The sequence below is a fragment of the Vulcanisaeta sp. JCM 14467 genome (genome assembly GCF_001316245.1).
In the GTDB taxonomy this organism is placed as follows: Archaea; Thermoproteota; Thermoprotei; order Thermoproteales; family Thermocladiaceae; genus Vulcanisaeta.
The window spans coordinates 1-22,360 of sequence record NZ_BBDM01000015.1 but is presented as its reverse complement, the minus strand read 5'-3'; the positions used below and the strand labels follow the sequence as shown (position 1 = coordinate 22,360).

25 protein-coding genes, 1 tRNA gene and 4 pseudogenes are annotated in these 22,360 nt (G+C 45.6%); 17 read left to right on the top strand and 13 right to left on the bottom strand.

Translation table 11 applies throughout. The features are described from left to right. Window positions 1-65: 65 nt before the first annotated feature. Both JCM14467_RS18465 and JCM14467_RS12270 read left to right on the top strand, forming a co-directional pair. Complete coding sequence (locus tag JCM14467_RS18465) at window positions 66-236, top strand: hypothetical protein (protein WP_252901568.1); 171 nt, start codon at window positions 66-68, stop codon at window positions 234-236. After that, window positions 233-1,255 (top strand): MFS transporter, encoded by a 1,023-nt coding sequence (locus JCM14467_RS12270; RefSeq protein ID WP_054850351.1) that lies wholly within the window; start codon window positions 233-235, stop codon window positions 1,253-1,255. The genes JCM14467_RS18465 and JCM14467_RS12270 overlap by 4 nt, the downstream gene beginning before the upstream one ends. On the opposite strand, the gene JCM14467_RS12265 is transcribed toward JCM14467_RS12270, so the two are convergent. Beyond that, entirely contained in the window at window positions 1,227-2,243 is a 1,017-nt protein-coding gene (locus JCM14467_RS12265) for a bifunctional phosphoglucose/phosphomannose isomerase (protein WP_054850350.1), read from the bottom strand. The two genes, JCM14467_RS12270 and JCM14467_RS12265, sit on opposite strands and share 29 nt — an antisense overlap. Window positions 2,244-2,304: 61 nt before the next feature. Here JCM14467_RS12265 and JCM14467_RS20555 point away from each other — a divergent pair, with 61 nt between their 5' ends. From JCM14467_RS20555 to JCM14467_RS12240, 7 genes are all read left to right on the top strand, one after another. Then, window positions 2,305-3,840, top strand: coding sequence for a DEAD/DEAH box helicase family protein (locus tag JCM14467_RS20555; RefSeq protein WP_252901567.1), 1,536 nt, complete (start codon window positions 2,305-2,307; stop codon window positions 3,838-3,840). A gap of 118 nt (window positions 3,841-3,958) precedes the next feature. Further along, entirely contained in the window at window positions 3,959-4,996 is a 1,038-nt protein-coding gene (locus JCM14467_RS20550; RefSeq protein WP_444823194.1) for a helicase-related protein, read from the top strand. Window positions 4,997-5,039: 43 nt separating this feature from the next. Then, window positions 5,040-5,225 (top strand): hypothetical protein, encoded by a 186-nt coding sequence (locus tag JCM14467_RS12255; RefSeq protein ID WP_054850349.1) that lies wholly within the window; start codon window positions 5,040-5,042, stop codon window positions 5,223-5,225. Next, window positions 5,222-5,383 carry a hypothetical protein gene (locus JCM14467_RS18445; RefSeq protein WP_252901566.1) on the top strand — a complete coding sequence of 54 codons (162 nt, stop codon included), beginning with the start codon at window positions 5,222-5,224 and terminating at the stop codon, window positions 5,381-5,383. Before JCM14467_RS12255 ends, JCM14467_RS18445 begins: the two co-directional genes overlap by 4 nt. After that, window positions 5,352-5,660 (top strand): hypothetical protein, encoded by a 309-nt coding sequence (locus JCM14467_RS12250; protein ID WP_054850348.1) that lies wholly within the window; start codon window positions 5,352-5,354, stop codon window positions 5,658-5,660. The genes JCM14467_RS18445 and JCM14467_RS12250 overlap by 32 nt, the downstream gene beginning before the upstream one ends. Before the next feature lie 6 nt (window positions 5,661-5,666). Next, window positions 5,667-6,473, top strand: a complete 807-nt coding sequence (locus JCM14467_RS12245; protein WP_054850389.1) for a hypothetical protein — start codon at window positions 5,667-5,669, stop codon at window positions 6,471-6,473. A gap of 43 nt (window positions 6,474-6,516) precedes the next feature. Continuing rightward, entirely contained in the window at window positions 6,517-7,530 is a 1,014-nt protein-coding gene (locus tag JCM14467_RS12240) for a DUF1152 domain-containing protein (RefSeq protein ID WP_252901565.1), read from the top strand. Between the two features lie 118 nt (window positions 7,531-7,648). On the opposite strand, the gene JCM14467_RS18440 is transcribed toward JCM14467_RS12240, so the two are convergent. After that, a complete protein-coding gene (locus tag JCM14467_RS18440) occupies window positions 7,649-7,936 on the bottom strand; it encodes a hypothetical protein (RefSeq protein ID WP_252901564.1) in 288 nt (95 codons plus the stop codon). Beyond that, window positions 7,896-8,126: a hypothetical protein gene (locus tag JCM14467_RS18435; protein ID WP_252901563.1), complete on the bottom strand. Its 231-nt coding sequence runs from the start codon at window positions 8,124-8,126 to the stop codon at window positions 7,896-7,898. The genes JCM14467_RS18440 and JCM14467_RS18435 overlap by 41 nt, the downstream gene beginning before the upstream one ends. A 104-nt stretch (window positions 8,127-8,230) precedes the next feature. Between JCM14467_RS18435 and JCM14467_RS12230 the strand changes: the two genes are divergently transcribed. After that, entirely contained in the window at window positions 8,231-8,554 is a 324-nt protein-coding gene (locus JCM14467_RS12230) for a hypothetical protein (protein WP_054850347.1), read from the top strand. A 65-nt stretch (window positions 8,555-8,619) separates the two neighbouring features. Here the strand turns inward: JCM14467_RS12230 and htpX are convergent. The 3 genes and pseudogenes from htpX to JCM14467_RS12215 form a co-directional block, all read right to left on the bottom strand. Beyond that, a pseudogene (gene htpX, locus JCM14467_RS12225) lies at window positions 8,620-9,593 on the bottom strand (zinc metalloprotease HtpX). A 45-nt stretch (window positions 9,594-9,638) separates the two neighbouring features. Then, complete coding sequence (locus JCM14467_RS12220; RefSeq protein WP_054850388.1) at window positions 9,639-10,337, bottom strand: acetate--CoA ligase family protein; 699 nt, start codon at window positions 10,335-10,337, stop codon at window positions 9,639-9,641. A gap of 5 nt (window positions 10,338-10,342) precedes the next feature. Continuing rightward, window positions 10,343-11,739 (bottom strand): annotated as a pseudogene (locus tag JCM14467_RS12215) (acetate--CoA ligase family protein). 259 nt (window positions 11,740-11,998) lie between these two features. Between JCM14467_RS12215 and JCM14467_RS12210 the strand changes: the two are divergent. Continuing rightward, window positions 11,999-13,318: an aspartate aminotransferase family protein gene (locus JCM14467_RS12210; protein WP_054850346.1), complete on the top strand. Its 1,320-nt coding sequence runs from the start codon at window positions 11,999-12,001 to the stop codon at window positions 13,316-13,318. Between the two features lie 32 nt (window positions 13,319-13,350). Here the strand turns inward: JCM14467_RS12210 and JCM14467_RS18425 are convergent, their stop codons facing one another. Next, window positions 13,351-13,599 carry a thioredoxin family protein gene (locus JCM14467_RS18425; protein ID WP_252901560.1) on the bottom strand — a complete coding sequence of 83 codons (249 nt, stop codon included), beginning with the start codon at window positions 13,597-13,599 and terminating at the stop codon, window positions 13,351-13,353. Beyond that, window positions 13,554-13,775, bottom strand: a complete 222-nt coding sequence (locus JCM14467_RS18420; protein ID WP_252901559.1) for a hypothetical protein — start codon at window positions 13,773-13,775, stop codon at window positions 13,554-13,556. The genes JCM14467_RS18425 and JCM14467_RS18420 overlap by 46 nt, the downstream gene beginning before the upstream one ends. Before the next feature lie 783 nt (window positions 13,776-14,558). Here JCM14467_RS18420 and JCM14467_RS12200 point away from each other — a divergent pair. The 5 genes and pseudogenes from JCM14467_RS12200 (at window position 14,559) to JCM14467_RS12180 (ending at window position 18,893) form a co-directional block, all read left to right on the top strand. Beyond that, entirely contained in the window at window positions 14,559-16,049 is a 1,491-nt protein-coding gene (locus tag JCM14467_RS12200) for a hypothetical protein (RefSeq protein WP_054850345.1), read from the top strand. A 7-nt stretch (window positions 16,050-16,056) separates the two neighbouring features. Further along, window positions 16,057-16,133 (top strand) — tRNA-Asp (locus JCM14467_RS12195). 300 nt (window positions 16,134-16,433) lie between these two features. Beyond that, on the top strand, window positions 16,434-16,907 hold the full coding sequence (locus JCM14467_RS12190) for a hemerythrin domain-containing protein (RefSeq protein ID WP_054850344.1): 474 nt from the start codon (window positions 16,434-16,436) through the stop codon (window positions 16,905-16,907). Between the two features lie 258 nt (window positions 16,908-17,165). Then, window positions 17,166-17,953: pseudogene (locus JCM14467_RS12185) on the top strand (sulfide-dependent adenosine diphosphate thiazole synthase). 40 nt (window positions 17,954-17,993) lie between these two features. After that, a complete protein-coding gene (locus JCM14467_RS12180) occupies window positions 17,994-18,893 on the top strand; it encodes an inorganic phosphate transporter (RefSeq protein ID WP_252901558.1) in 900 nt (299 codons plus the stop codon). 51 nt (window positions 18,894-18,944) lie between these two features. On the opposite strand, the gene JCM14467_RS12175 is transcribed toward JCM14467_RS12180, so the two are convergent. The 5 genes and pseudogenes from JCM14467_RS12175 to JCM14467_RS12155 all read right to left on the bottom strand — a co-directional run bounded on the left by JCM14467_RS12175 (window position 18,945) and on the right by JCM14467_RS12155 (window position 21,492). Beyond that, on the bottom strand, window positions 18,945-19,247 hold the full coding sequence (locus tag JCM14467_RS12175) for a hypothetical protein (protein ID WP_054850343.1): 303 nt from the start codon (window positions 19,245-19,247) through the stop codon (window positions 18,945-18,947). 35 nt (window positions 19,248-19,282) lie between these two features. Next, window positions 19,283-19,468 carry a hypothetical protein gene (locus JCM14467_RS12170; RefSeq protein WP_054850342.1) on the bottom strand — a complete coding sequence of 62 codons (186 nt, stop codon included), beginning with the start codon at window positions 19,466-19,468 and terminating at the stop codon, window positions 19,283-19,285. A 28-nt stretch (window positions 19,469-19,496) separates the two neighbouring features. Beyond that, window positions 19,497-19,634, bottom strand: a pseudogene (locus JCM14467_RS12165) (AbrB/MazE/SpoVT family DNA-binding domain-containing protein); the annotation flags it as partial. 159 nt (window positions 19,635-19,793) lie between these two features. Beyond that, window positions 19,794-20,864, bottom strand: a complete 1,071-nt coding sequence (locus JCM14467_RS12160) for a sn-glycerol-1-phosphate dehydrogenase (RefSeq protein WP_054850341.1) — start codon at window positions 20,862-20,864, stop codon at window positions 19,794-19,796. A 103-nt stretch (window positions 20,865-20,967) separates the two neighbouring features. After that, window positions 20,968-21,492 carry a DJ-1/PfpI family protein gene (locus tag JCM14467_RS12155; RefSeq protein WP_054850340.1) on the bottom strand — a complete coding sequence of 175 codons (525 nt, stop codon included), beginning with the start codon at window positions 21,490-21,492 and terminating at the stop codon, window positions 20,968-20,970. 189 nt (window positions 21,493-21,681) lie between these two features. Between JCM14467_RS12155 and JCM14467_RS12150 the strand changes: the two genes are divergently transcribed. Further along, complete coding sequence (locus tag JCM14467_RS12150; protein WP_054850339.1) at window positions 21,682-22,209, top strand: hypothetical protein; 528 nt, start codon at window positions 21,682-21,684, stop codon at window positions 22,207-22,209. Window positions 22,210-22,360 lie beyond the last annotated feature (151 nt).

The following is a 22,360-nucleotide window of genomic DNA, read 5'->3' as shown; positions in this document are numbered from 1 at the left end:
TCGTGCCGTTTTAAATCAGCATCACGGGAATGGTTTTTAAACGCAAACCCCTCCGCTGATGAACTGTGAGGATTAATCGGGAAATAACCTATTACGCAATCACGATATTCCTAATAACCTTCGCAACGAGAGCGACGAACAACATGGTTGGAACAACAACACCGTTATTAGCCAGGTACGACCTATCATTCCCTAATTACCTAGTTGGTTTCCTGCGTCGGCTGTTACTGCAGTGAACCTTACATCCATAGTATTCATTAATGCCAGATTACCTGGATCAATCAGGAGACTACTCTTCATTGTTTCAAACGCATTAATAGTGGCTTTACTACCCATGTACTTCCTAGCCAATTCGCTCAGTATTTGGGTAGTCTCAATACTCACTGGATTCGCCTACGGTTTGATAATGCCCAACATATTGACGGCTGCCAGCATAGTTGGTGACCAATTCACGGCTGAGAGAATACTCGTACTTTACACCCTAGCCCTAAGCACAAGCCTTGTCGCAGGTCCGCTACTCGAAACATACCTACTAATGCGTTTTGGATATAGATACGTGTTTCTATTATTCATACCGTTATCGCTAACATCATTCGCCTTATCATTCAAGGTACGATTCCCGCCGGACCCCAAGGGACACAGGAGGAGTATTAATACTAGGCGTGTGCTTAGGAATAGGGGCTTAATATCCGCATTGCTCGCCAACTCCACCTACAGTATACCATTTACCGTATTTACCGCATTCATAGCCATATATGCACAGAGTATTTACCACGTTAGTAGGTACCTCGCATACTTCTCATTTGTCCCATTCTTCACGACCTCGTTCTTAACTAGGCTTTACTTAACGATTAGGGTACCGAGGGGATTATTCAAGCCAATGCTTATCTCCATAGTGTTGACTGTGATCGGCATTGCACTGCTTTACATATCGTCAAGTTACGCCGTATTCATCGTCTCAATGGCAATACTTGGCATACCGCACGGCTCTGTATATCCACTCTCGACATTAATGATTAGTAGGGGAACGAGTATTGAGGAAAGAAACACTGCGAATTCCTACTTCTCAGCTTTCCAAGGTGTCCTGGGCATAGTGGTCCCTGCGTTGTTTGGAATTTCGGCAGAATTAATTGGACTTAGGTTATCAATGATTTTACTCATAATTCCTGTGATTACTGTGGCTGCTATATTCACGAGGTTTTATTTAGGCTCGGGCTTAGAAGCACCTAGACCTGAAACACCCTCCTCTCGCTAAGTAGATTCTTTAGCCTATCAATTGGTTCCGTGGATACCGGCTCAACACCAAGTAATTCCGCCAATGCAAGTGTAACCATGCCCAGGAATGTCACGCCATACATCTCGGTCTCCAGGGGCGTATTACCCTCGAGCTTAATTATTATCGGCCTTGCCCCAAACGAGGATATCACGTCAATAAGCACCTCCTCATACAAGCCCTCATAATCATTTAGCCCCATTATTGCCACGTGCTTTAAGCCGACCTGCTTCGTCGTAACAGCGGCTATGTCGTTGTGAGCGCCCTCGGGTATCACGGAGACCACCGAGTAGTACTTGGCATTTTCGTTTAGGTCGTTCTTAAACCTAATACCAACACCGCGCCTGCTCTCCGTAACCCAAACCACGGGTACTGAATTAACCAGCTGTTTAGCTAGGTTTACCGCATCATCAATGCGCTTAAGGGCGTTCTCAATCCCAGAAATACCACTCTCTAATTCATTAGTCACTGATGCAACGCCAAACCTCTCAAGCACCACCAGCGCTGGGTATAGTAGGGCTGGTAATCCATACCTTGGGGCTGAGGCCTTTGGAACTAGGATAACGGGAACACCCTTACTCCCAAGTACCGTGCTTAATTTACCGCCTGTGGTAATACCAATCACTGGGTATCCCCTGGACAGCGCCTCATTAGTGCTCATTATCGTCTCAGCAGTATTACCTGAATAACTAATGGCTATGACTAATGGCCTTGATAACCTCTTCGGTAACCTCATGTTCTTACTCACGATTATGGGTACCCTACAGTCCCAGAACCAGCATAGGTCATTTATTATGTCACCAACAACGCCACTACCACCCATCCCAGTAATAACCACTGAGTCGATCTCACCACCGTAATCAATGACCTTACCCTCAACGCTTAACTTAATGCTCCTCAGGTCTGTGGGTACATTGAGTATTGATTCCCTCGCCAGTGAGGGCCACCTTGGGTAGTCAATTAGGTTCATTGGGGATTATGGAATTAAGGTCTTTGTAAGCTTTAAGTACTGCGTAGGTAATACATGGTTAGTGCTCTTTAGGGTTGTTATTAATGGCGATGTTGAGATTAGGAGAGAGTGGCCGTGGGATAGGGTATCGAGGGTTAAGGATAGGTTGAAGGAGTTGGGCTTTAGGTGGAATAGTGAGTATTGGTCTGGTAAGGTTTATTCAGTTTCATTAATTAGGGAGTTGAAGGACTTACTCGAATTAACGAGCGAAGAAACCGAGAGGTTAATGAGGACCATACTCGTGAACTCATCAGGCGGTGTAATCGGTGTTGAGGACCTGAGCAGTCTCGGCTCCATACCGAGCGATTGTGTGCTGGGTGAGGAGGGCGGCCTATTCATTATATCATTATCCTGCCTGATCAGGGACTTCATAAAGAATGATAGGAATTACATAGGCAGTGCATCATCGTTTGAGGAGTATGTTGATAGGGCTGTGGATGGCATTAGGCAATTACTCGCTGGTAAGGCTGTAGTGGGTGATTTGGAGCTTGCGTTGAAGAGGGCTCGGGAGTTTGCCCTGGCCAATAGTAAGTTGAGGGATTTATACAGTAGGAGGGTTGAGTGGTGGACTGCGAGGCTGGGTCTCGACAGCGCCGAACTGCACTTCCTATCTAAGGAATTGTATGAGAAGCTGAGGGGCTTAACCGTCCCATATTACATCACCGATAAGGAGGGTAACCTAAACAAGCGTGATCTGAGGCTAATACGTAAGGACGATATTGTGAGGAGTGGCGATAAAGTCATGGTTAGATTCCCCGTATTCCTTAGGGATACCGTGAGGGAATTGCTGGTAAAGAGTGGTTATAGGGTTGTTGACCTGCCATGGAGTCCAAGGCAGATACAGGTTCCGAAGGATGATGTGAAACTCCTACCCTTCCAGGAAAGGGCCCTCGAAGCCTGGTTAAGGGCTGGTAAGAGGGGTACGATTGTCGTACCGACAGGCGGCGGTAAGACGTTCATAGCCCTCAAGGCGTTAGCCTCGGTGAGGGTACCGACGATAATACTCGTCATAACCGAGGAGTTGATGAACCAATGGTATGAAAGAATAATGAAAAACCTAGGAGTCAGGGCTGGCAGACTCGGTGGTGGTTACGATGATGTGAGGGAGGTCACCGTGGCGATCTATAACTCTGCGGTGAATAGAATTGCGGAGATAAGCGATAAATTCGACATGGCGGTATTTGATGAGTGCTTACCGTACGACGCATTAGTCGTTACTGACATGGGGCTAATGCCCATTGGTGAAATAGTAGAGAGAAGACTACCAGTGAGGGTGCTTACCCATAAGGGCAGGTTTATGCGGGTAACGAACTACTTCAAAATACCGCTCATTAAGAGGATTGTGAGGATAATCCATGAGAAGGGTGAATTAGTTGTGACGGAGGATCACCTAATCCTAACCCAGGGTGGTTGGAAACCAGCAATCGCCCTGAGGAGTGGTGATACGGTGTATTTCTATGGTAAGCAGGTACCGAGCCTACGTGTAGGAAGCTCGAGCACCCCTGGCCCTAAGGAATCGTTAAGCTACAATACGCAATTACGTTTTTTTCGAACGTGAAAAGCATTGAAGAGGTGGGTGCCGCGCAGGGATGGGTAAGCATAACGGGTATGAGCAGGAATGTTAATGAGGTGGGGGAATTGATAGATTAAGCAATATGACTGGAGCTAATGGAGAGGTGGAGGAAGGTGGTATTAGACGTGGTAGCCCAAGACCTGTGCTCTTCAACCTAGTTACCAGAGAAGGAGCGGGTGAATTGAGCGATGACACGCTCTTTAGACCAGTGCGGGTACTTAATGTGGAGGCGGTAAGGAATGAGGAAGTCCCTAGGGAATGGAATTTTGTCTATGACCTTGAGGTGGAGGAGGACCATAGTTTCGTGGCTGACGGTATCGTGGTGCATAATTGCCATCATGTTCCTGCCGACACATTTAAGGAGGTTGCATTCAAGCTTAGGGCACCCTTCAGGCTAGCCCTGTCTGCCACGCCAAAGAGGAGTGATAATAATGAGCACCTAATCTTCCTGAGCGCCGGTGATGTTGTTTATCAAGCCGATTATAGGGATATGGTTGAGGCTAGGCTTGTCGTGCCTGTTAGGCATTTTAGGATTTACGTTGACCTCACGCCTGAGGAGAGGAGGAGTTATGAGAGGGCTGGTGATAATGCCATTATCCTTAGGAACATAGCGAGCATGGCCAGTGCTAAGGTTGATGTTGCCAGGGAGGTTGTAAAGGCCGAAGTTAACATTGGTAGTAAGATCATCGTCTTCACGCAATTCATAAAGCAGGCCGAGGAATTGTACAAGGTTCTCAGGGATGAATTGGGGCCAATCGTCGCCTTAATAACCTCTAAGACGAGCGATAGGGACTCAATATTCAAGGCCTTCGCGAGGGGTGTGTATAAGGTGATTGTGGCCACCACGGTCCTTGATGAAGGCATTGACGTGCCTGATGCAGATGTTGCAGTAATACTCTCCGGGACCGGTTCGCAGAGACAGATGATTCAGAGGGTTGGTCGTGTGGTTAGGGCTAGTGATGGTAAGGTTGAGGCGAGGGTTTATGAGGTGGTGGCTAGGAACACCATTGAGGAGGCGTTGAGTGAGGAGAGGCATGTTAAGGGTGAGGTTCTCGAGGTTGAGTGCAGGAGATACCTGGCTGATGAGCTAAGGCGATTAATAAGCCATGTAATCAGCAGTACGCGCCTATTCTCGCAGTGATTCTACGGTAGTGGCTTATATATCGAGTTGATAATAACTAATTGTGAAGTTCCTCGAGGAGTTAATGAACATTCTATTTCAGGAGTACGGATCATTAATACTCACGGTAATTTCTGTAATACTCTCAATTACCATGACCGCCTTTTACGCTGAGCTACTAAGGAATAATATTGAGTTAATTAAAGAATTGAATGCAATCATTCAATGGATTAATACGGTGATTAGATGATTAGGTATCTACTCACGTCAATACTAATGATAATGATATTCATCATGATAATTATTATTGAGGGCTTCCTATTAAAACTCCTTTACCTAACTAACTCCATCAGCAATTACGCAGTGGTGATTGTCAATGGCTCTCGCAGACTCCTTGGTATTCCCTGACCTACTAGTTTCAATTATCCTAATAATCATAATACTCATACTCACAATATACCTAACAAACCTACTATTAAGGTTGTCAGTAATTGATTATAGGGCATCTATTGGGACTTACCTATTCACCGAGTGTCTACTGGGTAATTTAACGAGCATTACCGACCTAAACCATGTTATAATAACAAGTGAGGTAACGGCTAATAATTACCTAATCATTTGCCCAAGGATTGCAGTTAATAATTCTAGGTTAAGTGTCGAGGTGTACGTGGTCTATGTCAGGTGATTGAGGATGATTTATAAGTCGTTACTGCCCATAATCATAGCACTATTAGTGATGATTTCATTAACCACATACTTAATAAACTACGTGAGCAACGACACATCAAAAGCATTAAACCTAGAAAACACCTACCTACTATCTATCAACGTCATTAAGCAGTTAAATAGCACATTGCCGCAAATACTACGAAACGAAGCATGCATAGTCATTATGAAACCGATGAACTACTCCTGTGGCGTAATCGCTAGTAACCTGACGGAAGCCATGGACGGGGTTCTCAACACCATCAGTAATAAGACAGGGGGTATTGTGAGGTATAGGGTGATTGATTATGGAGTTTACGGCAAAGGCAATGCAACTATTTACCGCGCGGTTATTCAGGTAATTACTCAATTCAGTAATGTCAATGGCGTTGTCGTTGCTACGTATCCATTCAATCTATGTTATTACTCACAGGTAATTAGTGGTATTGTTAATGGATTGAGCATGAATGTGACGATACGCGCCAATAACATAACCGAGGCCGTGCGGGATATAAGTGATTACTTAATGAGTAGGGTTGGTGGTGTTGATCATGGTATAGATATAACGCTTAGGTACATCGGTGTTTTCAGGATGATTGAACGAACACGTAATTACACGATTTATTGGGGCGCCATAGACTATGCACTACGTGCCTCACCAGGAGAAGACATGTGTAACAGTGGCTCGGAGCTTGGCGGTGTTTTTTACGTTACGGTAATAATTAATGCATATGTAAATAATACGTATTACTTTGCAGTCAGCGGGGTGATTAATAATGATAGGTTAGGTTAGTTTTAGTTTAATGCATTTAAATTATTTAAAATGAGACCTTACTGTGATTGATGAGATTGTAGGATTTAATGTTAGGAATGTGCTAGTGATTGGTATTGGCGGTGGAGGTGATGTCGTTGGCTCGACAATTACCTATAGCCTAGCAATTAATGAGGGTAAGGAAGCAGTATTGGGTGCGGTTCTTTGGGAGAGGTATGTGAATGATATTGTGCCTGGACCCATTAGAATTCAGGAGCTTAGGAATGCCGAGGTAATTGGTGATTACCTGGCAATTGTTAATGGCGACACGTACGCCATTAGGGAGGGTAAGCGCGTTGTCCCTCAGATAGCTAATGTACTGAGTATTATTAAGGATGATGGATTAGGAATAAGCATTTCAGGCCCTGTACGTGATGCCGCTAAGGAGCTTAGCGATTATGTGAGTAAGTATGGGGTTGACGCCGTAATAGGCATTGACGTTGGAGGTGACGTATTAGCCCTGGGTAATGAGGAGGGCCTCTACAGCCCACTCACTGATAGCTACTCCGTAGCCATCCTGAGCAGGGTGCAGGAGGTCACGGGCGTGCCTGTGATACTTGGTATTACGGGCCCTGGCGTGGATGGCGAGTTGGATGGGGACTACGTGCTCATGAGGATTAGCCAATTAGCGAGTAAGGGCGCGTTCCTAGGCGCCTACGGCCCAACGCGGGATGACCTGACAATTCTCGAGGACATACTTAGTAAGGCAATAACCGAGGCCAGCGCCCTAGTCTTTAGGGCTGCCAGGGGTTATCACGGAAATGCCAGTATAAGGGGAAGTACTAGGTATGTGAAGCTTGACATATCATCATCAATCACCTACTACCTAGACCTTAGGAAGGCCATGAACGATTTACCATTGGCTAGCTTGGTAATTGATGCGAGGGATCCCTGGGATGCTATGAGGGTGTTGAATAGTAGGGGTGTAATGACCGAGTTGAACTTTGAGGAGGAGGTTTATAGGTATTATAAGGCTAAGTCCAGGGTGCCAAGCCCTGAGGAGGCATACTCAATAATTAAGGAGATAAAGAGTAGCTGAAGGCCCAGGTTCAATTAACGAGCGGTAATCCGCCCAGCAGTACTCATCACCCATTCAGATAAGGGCGTGCTCTTCACATATTTAACCGTAATAATTAAGGAATGCCAGCTTAAAGCTCTTAATCACCGGCCTCCTCATAAAAGAGCGCATAGTCCTTCTCGGCCTCACGTAGTAATTGAAGCTGTGATATCCTCTCCTCAGCCTTCCTATACATGTTTGCGAACTCCATAATCCTAGCCGCCACATCCTCAGCCCTGTTAAAGGTTGCCGGGCTATACAGAAGCTTCTTCCTGTCATTACCCTTAACACTCACTACGTAACCCTCGACAACGCCTGACGTCGGTATTTTACCAAGCTCACCACCCTCACCCCTTATTAGGAAGACGTAGCTTACGGGAACCATCATTAAACGTTATCCTAACCAGGACAAGCGCTATGTGGAACTCCCTAAGTATGTTTGTGATAACATCCCTATACCTCTCATACTCACGCACGTAGGGCAACCTCTCAATTAGGGATAGGTCATCCCTATTAAGGTCGTTGAAGAGCTCATTGAGCATGTCCATGACATTCTTACCGGTATTAACGACCTCCATCACATAAGTGAGCGCTCAAGTTAAAAATAAGCATTACCTAAGACCCACGATAACCAACCCCTAAATTAGTAAGGTATATTTAGTAGCACAACTACGGTAACTGGATGAGCGAATTAGATAGGAGGGTTTATGAACTGCATAGTAAGGTAATGAACGAGTTCATGGGCGGTAAGTGCTACGATGTTGATGAATCCCTGGTAATTGACTGCATCAGGGATGCATTAACGAGTATTGGTTTAAGCATTAATGATGTAACGTTATTTGACCTGGATGGTAACGTGACTAATAACATTAGTAACGCCAAGTACGTGAGGGTTACAACCACGAGCAATTACGTTAGTGGTGAGCAAATATTCACCTTCGCATTAATTAAGTTGAGGAATAAGTATAGGGTTCTATATCTTCAATCAGCGGTTAAGGAGAGTTGAGTGGGATTATAAGGAAGGTTAGCTAATAATTTTTATTGGGGTTTCTTTCTATTTTGATTTGAGGATCACGGCGAGGACCCAGCAAGCCTATCAAGCATTTGTATCCTCTTGGCAGGATGCGGATGCGTCATGAATAACTCCTCCCAAATTGACGGCTTATAATGTCTCCAATACTCTATTAAGTCATCAACGTTACTCTCAAGATACTCAGTACTAACGGGCGGTGCGAAGAAGAGCATCCTCAGCGTACCATTCGTAGTCCTCTTCACGATGTTCGGGTCCATATACAGCGTTATCTTGGCAAGGGCCCTTTGCAGGTTACGGGCGCCATTCTCAACTGTTAACGCGCCATTAATGTCAGCGTAGGCCTCCCTCAACCTATTGATGTACAGCACAAATAGGTTGAATAGGAAGCTGACGGCAATGAGCACAAGGCCTATTAGGAGTAGTAGTCCACCACCATTATTCCTACCCTCAGACCAACCTCCCCACCAACCGCCCCACCAAAGTGACCAACCGAGCCAGTAAATAACCGTTGGTAATAAGCCAACAGCCATTAGGACCTCCACATCCCTATGCCTAAGGTGGCCAATCTCATGTCCAAGAACAGCCTTTAACTCGCTGGGCTTTAATATCCTGAGTAGAGGCAGTGTTATCGCAACTCTCTTACCAGCTATTGGGCTTCCGTAGGCGAAGGCGTTGGGAAATGGAACATCGGCTACGTAGACCTTAGGCACATCCTTAAAACCATTGGCCCTTGCAACGTCGGCAACCATTTCATATACCCAGCCGTAGGTTGGGTCATCCGGCTTAATCTCATGAGCCTATACATGGCGTTGATTAGGAATGGGCTAAATAACCATTGGAATAGCGTCAATACGAAGGCCATAACCACGAGACTCGTTACCAGGGCAACACCACTTATCGAGCCTCTTGTTAACCACCACATAATGCCGTAGGTAAATGCGGCGCCTAGCAGTAATATTGCTATTATTGCGAGTGCCATCTTAAGCCTAAACACCAGTAGTGCCTTATTCATACAAGGGGCGAAACCACGGTATTAATTTTAAACCTAACTCACGAATCACACAGACCCAATTATGAACCTTGCATCAGCCGCGTAGGCGCCCTTACCTCTCTCGAGAACAATGACTGGATTCAGATCTGCCTCAACAATGTTTGGGTTATCGGATAGTAGCTCTGAGAACTTCGTTATTACGTAAATGATGGCTTCCTCATCCCTCGCAGGCATGTTCCTATAACCATTGAATAGCCTATAGCCCTTTATCTCCCTAACCATTGCCCTGGCATCCTCCTCCGTTATCGGCACAATCCTGAAACTAACGTCCTGTAACACCTCAACCATAACCCCACCAAGGCCAAAGGCTATTACGTGACCAAAGATCGGATCCCTAGTGGCGCCGATTATTGTCTCAAGGCCCTCAGGAATCATCTTCTGGATTAGGAAGCCCGTGACCCTGGCGTATGGCGCCCTCTCCCTAATGTTATTCCTTATACTCTCGCAAGCGCTTCTGAGTTCGTCATCACTATTTATATTGAGTATCACGCCACCAACGTCTGACTTATGGATTATGTCTGGGGAAACTACCTTAAGCACCACTGGGTAGCCGATGTCCTTGACGATCTTTAGCGCCTCATTAACGTCCTGAACCAACGCAAAGTCTGGAACTGGTATGTTATACTGCCTAAGCAGCTCGAAGGACTCATGCTCAAGTAGTTTATACCTACCCTCCTCAAGGGCCTTTGCGATTATTGGGTTCATACCCCTCACCACTCCCTAGCCACACCCTTTATTTTTGCATACTCATACAAAGCCCATAATGCCTTAGCGGCCCTATGAGGCGCGTGATAGACGGGTATTCCATTCTCCTCGAGGTGGCTCTCGAACTTAACCACATACTCATTACCACCGAAGCTAACGACGATTATCGGCTTACCAAACCTCTTAGCCTCAATTATGTAATTGCCCAGGTTTATAGTTAAGCCCGGTATCTGCATTAGTGCTATTATTAACGCCATGTCCACGTAGCTTGTGGGTAATACGGTGTCTAGGACAAACTTGTACATGGCATCCGTGGCACTACCCGTCAAGTCGATCGGGTTACGGGTGACTGCCAGTGGTGGTAATTGCTTCCTCAGTATTTCCTGCAGGCTCTCGGATAATTCAGGAACCTGCAGTCCACGCATGTCCAGGGCATCCACAGATTGTATACCCATACCGCCACTATCCGTTATGACAAGTACCCTGTTACCCCTCGGTAATGGTTGCGTCGCCAGGGCCTTGGCCATGTCAAAGGCATCCGTTAGATTATCTGCTTCAATTACGTTCGCCTGCTTAAGCATTGCGTGGTAGATCTCGTAATTACCCGCCAAAGCCGCCGTGTGGGACTTAACGGCGCCCGTGGCCGCCTTCGTCCTACCAGCCTTATAAACGACCACTGGTTTAACGTTCGATACCTCCTTCATAACCTCAAGCAACTTCTTTCCCTCTCCTGGGTATTTCAATCCCTCCATATACATCACAATGACCTTAACCCTATTATCCCTAGCAAAGTACTCAAGGAGCTCGGACTCATTAATGTCCAGCTTGTTTCCGTAGTTCACGGCCAAACCAACACCAATATTCCTCCTAGCGGCCCAATCAAGTATGGCACCTGCAACAGCACCACTCTGGCTAATTAAGGCCACGGGACCAGGCCTCGGCCTACCCATCCTATCCTCGGGCAAAAAGAATGTGTCGAGGCCGTTAAATGCGTTGTAAACGCCAATGCAGTTTGGGCCGAGAACCCTAATACGGTTTTGAGCAACCCTCCTCAACTCCTCCTCAAGCTTCGCACCCTCCTCACCAACCTCACTAAAACCACCACTAATGATAATCGTAACCCTAACACCCTTCCTGACACACTCATCCGTTACCTTAGGCACGGCTGGCGCCGGAACCACTATAACGGCCAGATCAACATCATCCTGAATGTCCAGCACTGACTTATAGTACTTAATACCATTAACCTCATCATACCTGGGATTAACCAGATAAACCTTACCCTTAAATTTAGTGAGCAAGTTCTTGGTGATTACTCCACCAACACTATTCTCCCTAGCGTAGCCCCAATAATCGCAACAGACCTTGGGTTAAATAATAAATCGAGAGGTGATGGAACCATTAATGATGTCTCAGAGACAACCTTACCCTCCTCCGGCTTTTGCTCCTGCTCCTCCATGGAGATCGAAGCTCCATCTTAGGTTGATTCTTAAAAACCTTTCTAAATGAGTAAATAATCTATGTATTCTTATAGATTATACCTTAATTAAGAGAAAATTTCCAAAAATATCGAGGATCATTATGGAATAAATATTACATATTCTATGGAGTAAAATAACTAATAGATTAAGCTTAAAAGGAGCGGGCATTTAATTAACTTAATGGGGAGGACGGAGGAGATTCTTAAGGAGCTCGACGAGTACTTAATGAGCAATTTATATCCAACGCATAGACTTGTTGTTAGGGAGGCCCGCGATATCTATGTTTATGACGTTGATGGGAATACATACCTGGACTTCATGACCGTGGTAACCACGGCATTACTAGGTCACAACCCACCGGGGCTTGCGGATGCCATTGCAGAGACTGCCAAGCGCTTGATCGCTGGTAATGGCTATAATTGGTACACGGAGGAATTACTCAACGCCGCAAAGGCCGTACTGAGTCTATTCTCTGACAGGAACATGTACAATAAGGTCCACTTTAAGTTGTCAGGTTCCGAGGGTATTGAGTTAGCGCTTAAGATTGCGAAGAGGTACACGAAGAATACGTATGTAATGTACCTAATGGGTGGTTACCACGGTAGGACATACCTAACTGGCTCGTACCATGGAATGAGGAGGAAGGAGTACGGACCATTACCGCCAGGCACGTTAATAGCACCATTTCCATACCCATACAGGTGCCCGTTCGGTGAAATGCCACCTGAGGAGTGTGGTAAGGCAGCTGTCGAGACCATTGAGTACTACATTAATTATGTGGCCATTAAGGACGTGTGTTGCCTAATTACTGAACCAATACAGGGCGTCGGCGGCATAGTGGTGCCCCCAATGGACTTCTTCGAGAGGTTAAAGAAGGTCCTTGATACCTACGGAATACTGCTAGTGTTTGATGAAGTTCAGACTGGCATGGGTAGGACTGGCACCACCTGGGCCTTCGAACAATTCAACGTTAAACCTGACATAGTGGTCGCGGCTAAGGGAATGACGGGTGGATTACCTGCGTCTGCCGTGGTCACTAGGAAGGAAATTGCCTCAGTAATGCAGTTGAATGATGAGCACTCAACCTTCGGAGCATCAGCATTAATAATGGCGGCTGTCAAGGCTACTGTTGATTACTATAACATGCATAAGGAGGAGCTATTGAGTAACGCTAAGAGAATGGGTGAATACGCAATGAAGAGGTTAATGGAGCTATACGACAAGCACCTGCTCATTGGTGAGGTGAGGGGTCTCGGGCTCATGATTGGTATTGAACTCGTTAAGAATAGGAAGACCAAGGAACCAGCGACGAAGGAGACAAGCGACATATGCCTTAACAGGGCATTGAAGAGGGGCGTACTCTTCGTGACCAGCGGTTGGAATGGCAATGTCATTAGGTTTGCACCGCCATTAACCGTTAAGCAGGAGCACATTGATAAGGCGATTGACGCCCTAGACAAGTCATTAGGCGAGATAGAGAGGGAGGAAAACATTAAGTAAGTTAATTACCTGGTAAAATTCATCAAATAATTTCAATTCTCACTAAGAACCCTCCTTATCTTATCAGCAATTATCTTCTTAGGCACGGCGCCAACCACGAAATCCACGGGCTCACCATCCTTAAATATTATCACAGTCGGCAAGCTCATCACATCGTACTTAGCCGCAACGTCAGGCCACTCCTGGGTATTCAACCTGCCAAAGCCAACGCAGGGCATCTCCCTAGCCAGGGCCTTTAGGATCGGCTCAAGTAGGAAGCACGGCGCACACCAGGCGCCCAAAAGTCCACAACCACAACCCTCCTACTCCTTATGAATTCATCAAAATTATCCTCACTCAACTCAACAGGCTCATTACCTACAGCCTTAGCAAACTCCCTCGCCTTCCTCTCCAATAACCTGCTCAACTCCTCATCCTCCTTATCACCTGTATTATTACCCATGGTATTCACCGCCATACCAAAGACAGGAAAATGCCAATTTAAAGCGTTTACTCAGTCAATAATTAGACAAGAAACAGAGGAAACATAGAATAGGGGACGCTCTTCATACTTTAACAATCCCTGCCCGTCGTTGGCTTAGTGGATATGGCGCTTGCGTTTAGTGACGTGAGGTGGTTTCCGAAAGTGCGATAATGTACGTGCTCGGTCTAGCACCTAATACATAGATTAATCACACGACTCACCATACTTACCCAACCGCCGGACAACCCCCACGGATAACTAAATCAATGGCACCGCTCCACATAACCCAACATTAAAGCACACCTAATAATTCCGACATCTATAGCTCCTGCGGAGTCTTCGAATATTGATGATTCTGTTGTATTGTAGATATTGTATTTGCCTTAAAGGATTAGCAAAGTAATCCTAATTATGAATACTTTGGTGTGTTTTATGCTTATTATTGGTTTGCCCATGATTAACAGAATTCAAGTGATTTGGTTGTTTATTTCCTCGTTAATGGGAATATTTATAATCAAGCATTACCCAAGGATCGATTCAATGGAATAAACACAATAATACCAGAACCACCCTCCACATACATAGCAAAAAGCTACCAAAACGCATATAAAATAGCATTTAAGGCAGAACAAAGCCGTGCAATGCATGGCTTATGGCTATTACGTCCGTGAATTGTGAACGATGTTTTATGACTTATCATCATGCAGTACGTCACTTCATGGTTCTCTATTCCGATTTCGATATTGGTATATAAGTTGGTTTGGTAATTTAGGGGTGATGGGTCAGGTAATCCTCGGCAATACGTCAAGTAGGGCGATGAATGATCAAATACCACAAATCATTGATGAGGAGACGAAGAGGTTGCTTGATGAGGTTAGGTTGAGAGTAACGAGTAGATTGGGTGAGGTGGATGATACGTTTAATAGGGCGATTGAGGATTTAACGAGGTTTAGAGGTTTCCTTAATGAACTGGCGGAGAAGTACGCGGAGAATGCCGATAATATCAGGGCGTTCGCTGAGACGGTTGGGAGGATAATCGAATATACCGATAAAGTTAGGCAATGGTATAGGGAGAGGGTTTATCCTGAGGTTATGGAGTTAATAAATGGAAAATATGAAGTCATAAGGAGGGGAAAAGTCTCTTTAAGTATTGTGGGTGATTATGCGACGATATATTATACCAGGGCATCGACGAAGATATTGATTAAAGGTATTGGCGGGTTAAACATCGAGGTACCTCCCTTAATTTCCGAATGGGCGAGAAAGATACTTGGTATGGGGTTAATGAGAACTGATGGGTATGTTCAGAGGGGCCACCCAGCAATGACAACGGCATTTCTATGGCAAACACTACTTTGGTTAATGATACACCCAGGGAAACAATATGTATATCTAAAGGGCATTAATGTAAGCAAGAAAGGGATGAGACTTGTATGGCACTTGGTTGCATACGATGGTGAGAAATTAGATCAAGTAAATCAAGTAAATAATGTAGATGATTTGGCGGTAATGCTGTTCGCAGGCGTGCTGGGTGATGGCTCGGCTAACCCACCTTCAGGAAATAAAAAAGCAAGAATAGAATTAGTGGGTGCGGATGAGGAAGAGATGAATATGTGGGAAGATATATTGAAGGTGTTAGGGTTGAAGTATTATAGAAGAAATAGAAGACTCATAACATTAGAGATATCCGGTGAGAACGCCGCCAAACTCTCTAAAACGGCACTTAACGCAATCACCACTAAAGATCCCTTGTTATTCGATGTAATGATGTTCCTAGCTTCTTTCCACGATGGGGAAAAGCTGAGACATATGTTCTTCATGAAAAGGAGGGGAAGATATAGCGTAGAGTTGTTAGGGAAGGCGTTTACAGTAGATGTTGTTAGGTCGTTTTCACTGCGTTGCAATGCGGCAAGCGAGGAAGCGGAGCAGATTGTTAATGCGTTGAAGAATAAGTACGGCAACATCACTGTTTATACCCATACCTACACCCGTAGGCGAGATGGCTATATCTACGTTTCTATAGAGGTGCCGCGGCACTCATTAACGAGGATGGTAATGCTGGATGATGATTTGAGGAGGAGTATCACGGCAGTGCTCTGTTTAAGGTATAAGGATGCCGAGGATGAAGAGACAAGGCAAAGAATCCTCAGGCACTTAAACGAGACCACACCCACAAAGGGGGCGACCGCGGCGGATTGCCCCGAGGACTTCACCCAGGCCCAGGTTAAGAACCATAGGCAAAAGTTTAAAACTCCACAGGAAAAATGAGACAACAGCCCCGGTCGTTCAGCCCGGTCTAGGATGCGGCCTGTCGAGCCGCAGACCCGGGTTCAAATCCCGGCCGGGGCGCCAGTCCTGCGCTCAATCCCACAATGACAATCGCTGTGATCGTTTTTAACACCATTACTGTTAATACTATATATCGCTACTTCCGCGTACATTTCCACCATCGAGGGCCTTTTCCTCAATGCTGAGGTTATTCATTTTACATACTGCAATGACATGCTTAAGGGATATACGTGATGAACCCATTAATTCTTAGGAGGTACTCGATATTTTTAACCAGCTCTTTACGATACTAATTATGAGTATCGGTACCTAGCTGGTTATGTAAGGTATGTATTTAGTTATTGCTTTGTGGGTTTATGTAGTATGGTGATTAGGGTTAATGTTGCTGAGGTTGTTGATAACCTGGTTAAGGATCATGACGTCATACTAAGCTCGTTGAAGGTTCTCTATAAGGTTATTAATACTGATCGGCCCGACCCGAATGACGTTAAGTTATTGATTGAATTCTTCGATGCGTTTATCGATAAGTGCCACCATGCTAAGGAGGAGTTCATACTATTCCCCACGCTTAACCTGAGGCTCTTCCCATTCGAGGGTAGTCCCGTATACGTAATGGTCAGTGAGCACGGCATAGCCAGGTACCTAATTAGGATGAGCAGTGAGCTGCTTAGGGCCTGGGTTGAGGGTGGTGATGAGGGTGCTGGGCAGGCATTGATTAATTACCTGAGGTTACTTGCTGATCACTTGACTCAGCATATTAAGAAGGAGAATGATGTACTGTTCCAAGCTCCTTGGCGTTGGATTACGTGGTTAGTAGTAAGTCGGTTAATGGCATAGAGAGGGAGGCTGATCATGAGGGGTGGGTTATGAGGATTAATGAGTTGATTAGGAAATATGGAATTCAATGATTACTTTAGGTATAAGTAGGGGATAGATGATGCACTTGTTAAATGCCTTCTGTAATGCACATTTTATTAATTGATGCGTGGCTTTATTTCGTGATTTATCGTGACCGTGGCCCATTAAGAACATAATGCTTAGCCTTGGCATAATGTTTATAATGTACTTATTAATGATTAATAACCTGGTGATTATATGGCTGGCGTCTCAATCTCGGAGTCAAGTATTACCCGTGCAATAGTGAGGAGCGCCCTGAAGATACTTGATGATTACTCGAGCGTCGACGTGGCTATTGTTGGTGCGGGACCATCAGGCATGACGGCAGCTTATTACCTGGCTAAGGCGGGCCTTAAAACCGTGGTGTTGGAGAGAAGGTTCTCATTTGGTGGTGGTATTGGTGGTGCAGCCAGTCACCTGCCCAGCATAGTGGTTGAGTACCCAGTTTCTGACATACTTAGTAAGGACTTTGGGGTTAGGCTTCAGGACATGGGTGATGGGTTGTTTGTCGTGGATCCTGCCGAGATGATGGCTAAACTCGCGACTAAGGCCATTGATGCCGGTGCGAAGTTCCTGCTTGGAATTAATGTTGAGGATGTCATAATTAGGGATAATCCTCCCAGGATAGCTGGTCTCGCTGTTTACTGGTCATCAATACAAATGGCCAATATACATACGGACCATTCTTCATTGAATCTAGGGCTGTGGTTGATGCCACGGGGCATGATGCGGAGGTCGTGATGGTTGCCGCAAGGAAGAACCCAGACCTAGGTCTAAAGGTGCCTGGTGAAAAGTCCGCATATGCCTCAGTGGCTGAGGACTTAGTTATTAAGTACACTGGCAGGGTCATGGAGGGCCTTTACGTAACCGGCATGGCCGTTGCCGCGGTTTATGGGTTGCCTAGGATGGGACCAATATTCGGCTCAATGATAATGAGCGGTAAGAGGGTTGCTGAACTAATAATTAATGACTTGAGGAACAGGTAATTAACATAGGTTGGATTTAAAAGGAATTATGTAATTATTCATGCTTAACATGGTGTATACCCTGGTCATTGATTACATACTGGCCTTTTCACTGTCATTCCTGGTCTCTGGGAATAACTTATCAGCTAATGCAGGTGCTGCGGTTGGTTCTAGATCCATTGATTATAAGTACGCCCTATTAATTGCATTGCTTGGTTACATACTTGGTCTGTGGTTGCAGGGCACTTACATGAGAGCTAATGTGGTGAGTGGCAATGTTGCGTTAGTGGCGATGGCCGTTACCATAGTGATATTCATAATTGGTGAGGGCATGAGAGTTCCAATGTCATTAACAGGCTCCTTATATGCAAGTTTGGTGGGCGCGACATTGGCGTTAGGGCATATTATGAGTAATGCGGTCTTCGTACTTAGTTATTGGTTGTCCTTACCCATAATAGTGATGATGCTATCATACATACTTTATAAATCACTGGGCGCCTTTTCAAGGATGTCCTTTAGGTACGTGGGTGCCTACCGCGCATTATCCATAATCACGGTATTCTTACTCTCGTTCTCCTTCGGCGCAAACAACCTTGGATTGTTATGGGCACTACTAAGTTTCAGCTATAGGGGCTTATTGCTAATAATCGTTGGCTCAGTACTCGGCGTATTATTAATTGGCTGGAGAACACTGTATAAGCTAAGCACAAGCCTATTCACGATAGGCCCATTGACCAGCTTCACAGTTCAGTTATTCTCATTCGTGGCAATGGAGACTGGGACCATATACTCGGTTCCCATGCCCGTCACCGTGACCACGTCCTTCGGCTTAGTTGGCGTTGGTGCAGCTCATAGGTTTAGGATAATAAACCTGAGGTACTTCAACGAGTTAATACTGGGCTTTATAACGTCAATAATCATTGGTCTCGTGTTTGGTTACATATTGATAAAAATCATTTAGACTTAAGCTATTGCCGTGACGATAGCCGGTAGCTCGGGCGCTGCATTAGGATCATAATTTACACGCCGCGGCCACCTCCTCTGTGGGTGCGAGACGCCTTAAGTGTTTGGTGATTATTCGTCTCTTCCTCTCGTCCTTAGTTTTCTCGAGCCTCCTACACAGCACCTCGATGACTTGCCCCTTAATGTCGCTATACCTCTCAAACACGTGCATAGGTATTACGACATCTAAGCACTCGCCGCTTTTATTGACATTAACGGCGAATCCATCACCATACACAGCTCTCAACATATCAACAACCCTCCCAGCCTTAACATAATCCCTAACTTTACGTTTTAACACAACAGCGCCCACATGAATAGAAACGGTAAATCCGTAACCAGCAATAACTATTTGCCGTAGTCAATAGCCAGCCTAACATTCACGAGGAAAGCCCTAGGGTCTCCAAGCCCATACGTAATACTCGCCAAATTAACCATGAGGTAGTCATAAACGCCGTTAACCAAGTCAGGGAGTAGGCCACGGGCAACCTCGGTAATGCACCTCGAATAAACCCTCCTTAACTTAGGATCCACAGTGATAATAGTAATGCCGAAGCCGAATTTAAGGGCTCACTGGATTTATACCAATTACCTCAATCTCGTCAAGGGGCTTTATCCCGTACTTCTCCCTGACCTCCCTCGGTATCGTGAACTGCCTACTAGCCGTGTTCCTAGTTCTCAATAGCTTAACCCTCTCGAGCATTATCTCCTGACCTGGGAAGAACGGACTTATTAAGGACCTGAGGGACGAGGTAAAACCAACGTGAAGCAGGCAATGAAACACCTCACCCTTTAAATCAAAAACACCCACCTTTACCCTAAATCTTATTAGAGTCTCAATATCGCCGGCAATGCCCGTCTACGCCACACCCGTAATTTCGACTAGGTTCTCAGCAGCCTTACGCGTTAAGCCAGCCCCAAGTATTGTGAACCTATCGGGCCTTACATTATGCGCCATGGTCAATGCATCAATTATCACGTCCCTATCAAGGCCGAGCTCCTTGGCAGTGACTGGTATGTTTAGGCTCTGCAGAAATGACTTAATCCTCCTCCATTTCATCCCATGTAGGTAAGCCATCATTATCGCGCCAAGCGCCACCTGCTCACCATGCAGCGCCGGCCTAAACCCCCTCTCCCTAGCCAGTAGGTCTATTGCATGGCTGAATAGGTGCTCGGAGCCGCTGCATGGCCTTGAGCTACCGGCGATTGCCATGGCAACCCCGCAACCGAGTAATGCCTTAACCACTATCCTCACACTCTCCTCATTATGAACCTTCAACCTGTCCCTATTCCTAAGAACCATTAACGCACTATCCCTGGCAAGGGTCGCGGCATACTCACTGAATTCCTCGCCTCTAACCTTAACAGCAAGTTCCCAATCCTTAACGGCGATTAACTTACCGACTAATTCACCAATGCCAGCCAGTAGGTACCTCCTTGGTGCCTCGAGTATTATTGAGGTATCGGCAATGATCGCTATTGGTGACTTCTGCACCTTACCAATTCCATGCTTATTAAGGTCGAGTTGAAGCACATGCGATACGTAGGGACTCGCTATACCATCGTGGGACGCTATCGTCGGTATCGACACGTAGGGTACATTCATTATGTATGCCATAGCCTTACCAAAATCAATTATCCTACCACCACCCAGGGCAATTATATAATCAGTAACGTGGGCATACCTACTTGATAACTCAATAATCCTCTCGGGACCTATCTCATCAATCTCCTCCATGTCGCACATCCTGCACTCAAGCTTATCAATCAGGTGCTTGCCAAAGTGAGGACCTATGAGGATTAGGCCCCTTAATCCATTAAGCCCTATCTTACTTAATATCTCGGGTACTTTACCAATGGCGTTGGGCCCGAACACCACGATCCGCGGTATCTCATACATCTCCAATGACTTACGCTGTACTGAAGCCATTACCGGTTTAGGCAAGGTGTATGGGTAATTTAAACTATTTCTTTACCCTCAATGATGCATCGCTCATTTTACTAAATTATTTACTTCAAAGAAAAGGGATTATTTACTTACTAAGGGCCTTGGTAAGGAATTCGACGGACATCTTCTTGAGGGTTATGACATTGCCGTCAGCCACGAAATCCTCATTTACATAATCAACGCCATTACTCCTAAGGATGCTTATTAAGTCCGTGGTTGGGTACACAGTCGCCTTCCTACCCTTTAATAACCCGAGCTTAGCCGCATAGGCTGGGGTCGCCAGCGGTAGTATTGTCTTCTTACCACTACCTATTGATTGGGTGAGCAGTTTCTCGAAGGCCTCTCTATTAACCATGGGCTTAATCCTACCCGGCATTTCCTTACCAGTGGCGGCGTAGTAAGCCCAGTAACCACCTATGAAGGCGACTACGTCATAGCCATTAAGCACGTCCTCGCTTAATTTATCCGTTAAGTCAATGTTGAAGTTTACATTCGCGATCTTACTTACCAACCCCGTACTAACTTCCATACCTAACTGCCTAAGTGCCTGTACCGTCATTGAGTACTCCCCCTCATATGACGTATCAGCAACTATGATTAAGGCCTTCATACAACCCTTCGAAGATCCATGTTAATTTTAAAGCATTATCCTCATTTTTGTTAATTCGGCACAGAGCTTTATGTGCGAGTTGGCGTTCAAGATTGCTAAATGCGGCGTTCTAGTCTCGGTGTGGTGGTCTTGACTGATGTTGAGGCGCGTGTAGTGTCTCATTAATTCTGTTGAGATTTCCGCATTGGTATGTCCAGTGCTCTGGGTGAGTTTGGTGAATTAAACGTGGATTCATTGAGGAGGAATAGGTTCTGCATGGGTGTTAAACGCGGTAATGAGTATCAATGTGGTGACGAAGCTAATAAAAACACCATAGACAAAGCCGTTGAATTACTGGGTGAGGCTGTTAGGCGAATTCTGAGGTGGAGGGTTTGGGACTCATGGTGGGTTGTGAAATGGATGGATGAGAGGTTAATGGCCAGAGACAGGTTGGAAACGCAATTACGAGAAAAGTACAGCGATGATGTTGTTAATGACCTCCTAGGGATGGTCGACAAGTTCATAAGTTACAACGAAGACTTTTGGCGATACTGGCAAACCGTTGATAGTGATGTCAAGGAGCTAATCAGGGATATAGTAGATGGCAAGGCTGAGATCATTACTTGGAGTAATGAGGGCGGAGTAAGCGTGTATCGTGAACGCATAACGCTGGAGACGCATAGAACAAGCACCGGCGGTATAACGGTTCAACTGAAGCCAAAGGGCCTTGAGGCATAACCATCAAAGTCCCCGACGTGTTTAGGAGGACGATGAGTGAGGAAGAGTACGAGAAGTTCATTAATGATGTACTCAAGGCGTTGAAGGGCGGCTTTGAAGAAGCTGATGGAACTATAGTGAAGGGTAGGGCAGCCATGGGCACTAGCCAGAC

Bases quoted from the DNA above. Each gene is read 5' to 3' on its own strand.
- JCM14467_RS12265 (WP_054850350.1), bottom strand. From the start codon at position 2,243: ATGAACCTAATTGACTACCCAAGGTGGCCCTCACTGGCGAGGGAATCA.
- JCM14467_RS12150 (WP_054850339.1), top strand. From the start codon at position 21,682: ATGTCCAGTGCTCTGGGTGAGTTTGGTGAATTAAACGTGGATTCATTG.
- JCM14467_RS18445 (WP_252901566.1), top strand. From the start codon at position 5,222: ATGATTAGGTATCTACTCACGTCAATACTAATGATAATGATATTCATC.
- JCM14467_RS12220 (WP_054850388.1), bottom strand. From the start codon at position 10,337: ATGAACCCAATAATCGCAAAGGCCCTTGAGGAGGGTAGGTATAAACTA.
- JCM14467_RS12160 (WP_054850341.1), bottom strand. From the start codon at position 20,864: ATGGCTTCAGTACAGCGTAAGTCATTGGAGATGTATGAGATACCGCGG.
- JCM14467_RS12180 (WP_252901558.1), top strand. From the start codon at position 17,994: ATGCTTAACATGGTGTATACCCTGGTCATTGATTACATACTGGCCTTT.
- JCM14467_RS12245 (WP_054850389.1), top strand. From the start codon at position 5,667: ATGATTTATAAGTCGTTACTGCCCATAATCATAGCACTATTAGTGATG.
- JCM14467_RS18440 (WP_252901564.1), bottom strand. From the start codon at position 7,936: ATGATGGTTCCCGTAAGCTACGTCTTCCTAATAAGGGGTGAGGGTGGT.
- JCM14467_RS12210 (WP_054850346.1), top strand. From the start codon at position 11,999: ATGGGGAGGACGGAGGAGATTCTTAAGGAGCTCGACGAGTACTTAATG.
- JCM14467_RS12200 (WP_054850345.1), top strand. From the start codon at position 14,559: ATGGGTCAGGTAATCCTCGGCAATACGTCAAGTAGGGCGATGAATGAT.
- JCM14467_RS12250 (WP_054850348.1), top strand. From the start codon at position 5,352: ATGGCTCTCGCAGACTCCTTGGTATTCCCTGACCTACTAGTTTCAATT.
- JCM14467_RS18420 (WP_252901559.1), bottom strand. From the start codon at position 13,775: ATGGCGGTGAATACCATGGGTAATAATACAGGTGATAAGGAGGATGAG.
- JCM14467_RS18435 (WP_252901563.1), bottom strand. From the start codon at position 8,126: ATGGAGGTCGTTAATACCGGTAAGAATGTCATGGACATGCTCAATGAG.
- JCM14467_RS12230 (WP_054850347.1), top strand. From the start codon at position 8,231: ATGAGCGAATTAGATAGGAGGGTTTATGAACTGCATAGTAAGGTAATG.
- JCM14467_RS12190 (WP_054850344.1), top strand. From the start codon at position 16,434: ATGGTGATTAGGGTTAATGTTGCTGAGGTTGTTGATAACCTGGTTAAG.
- JCM14467_RS12155 (WP_054850340.1), bottom strand. From the start codon at position 21,492: ATGAAGGCCTTAATCATAGTTGCTGATACGTCATATGAGGGGGAGTAC.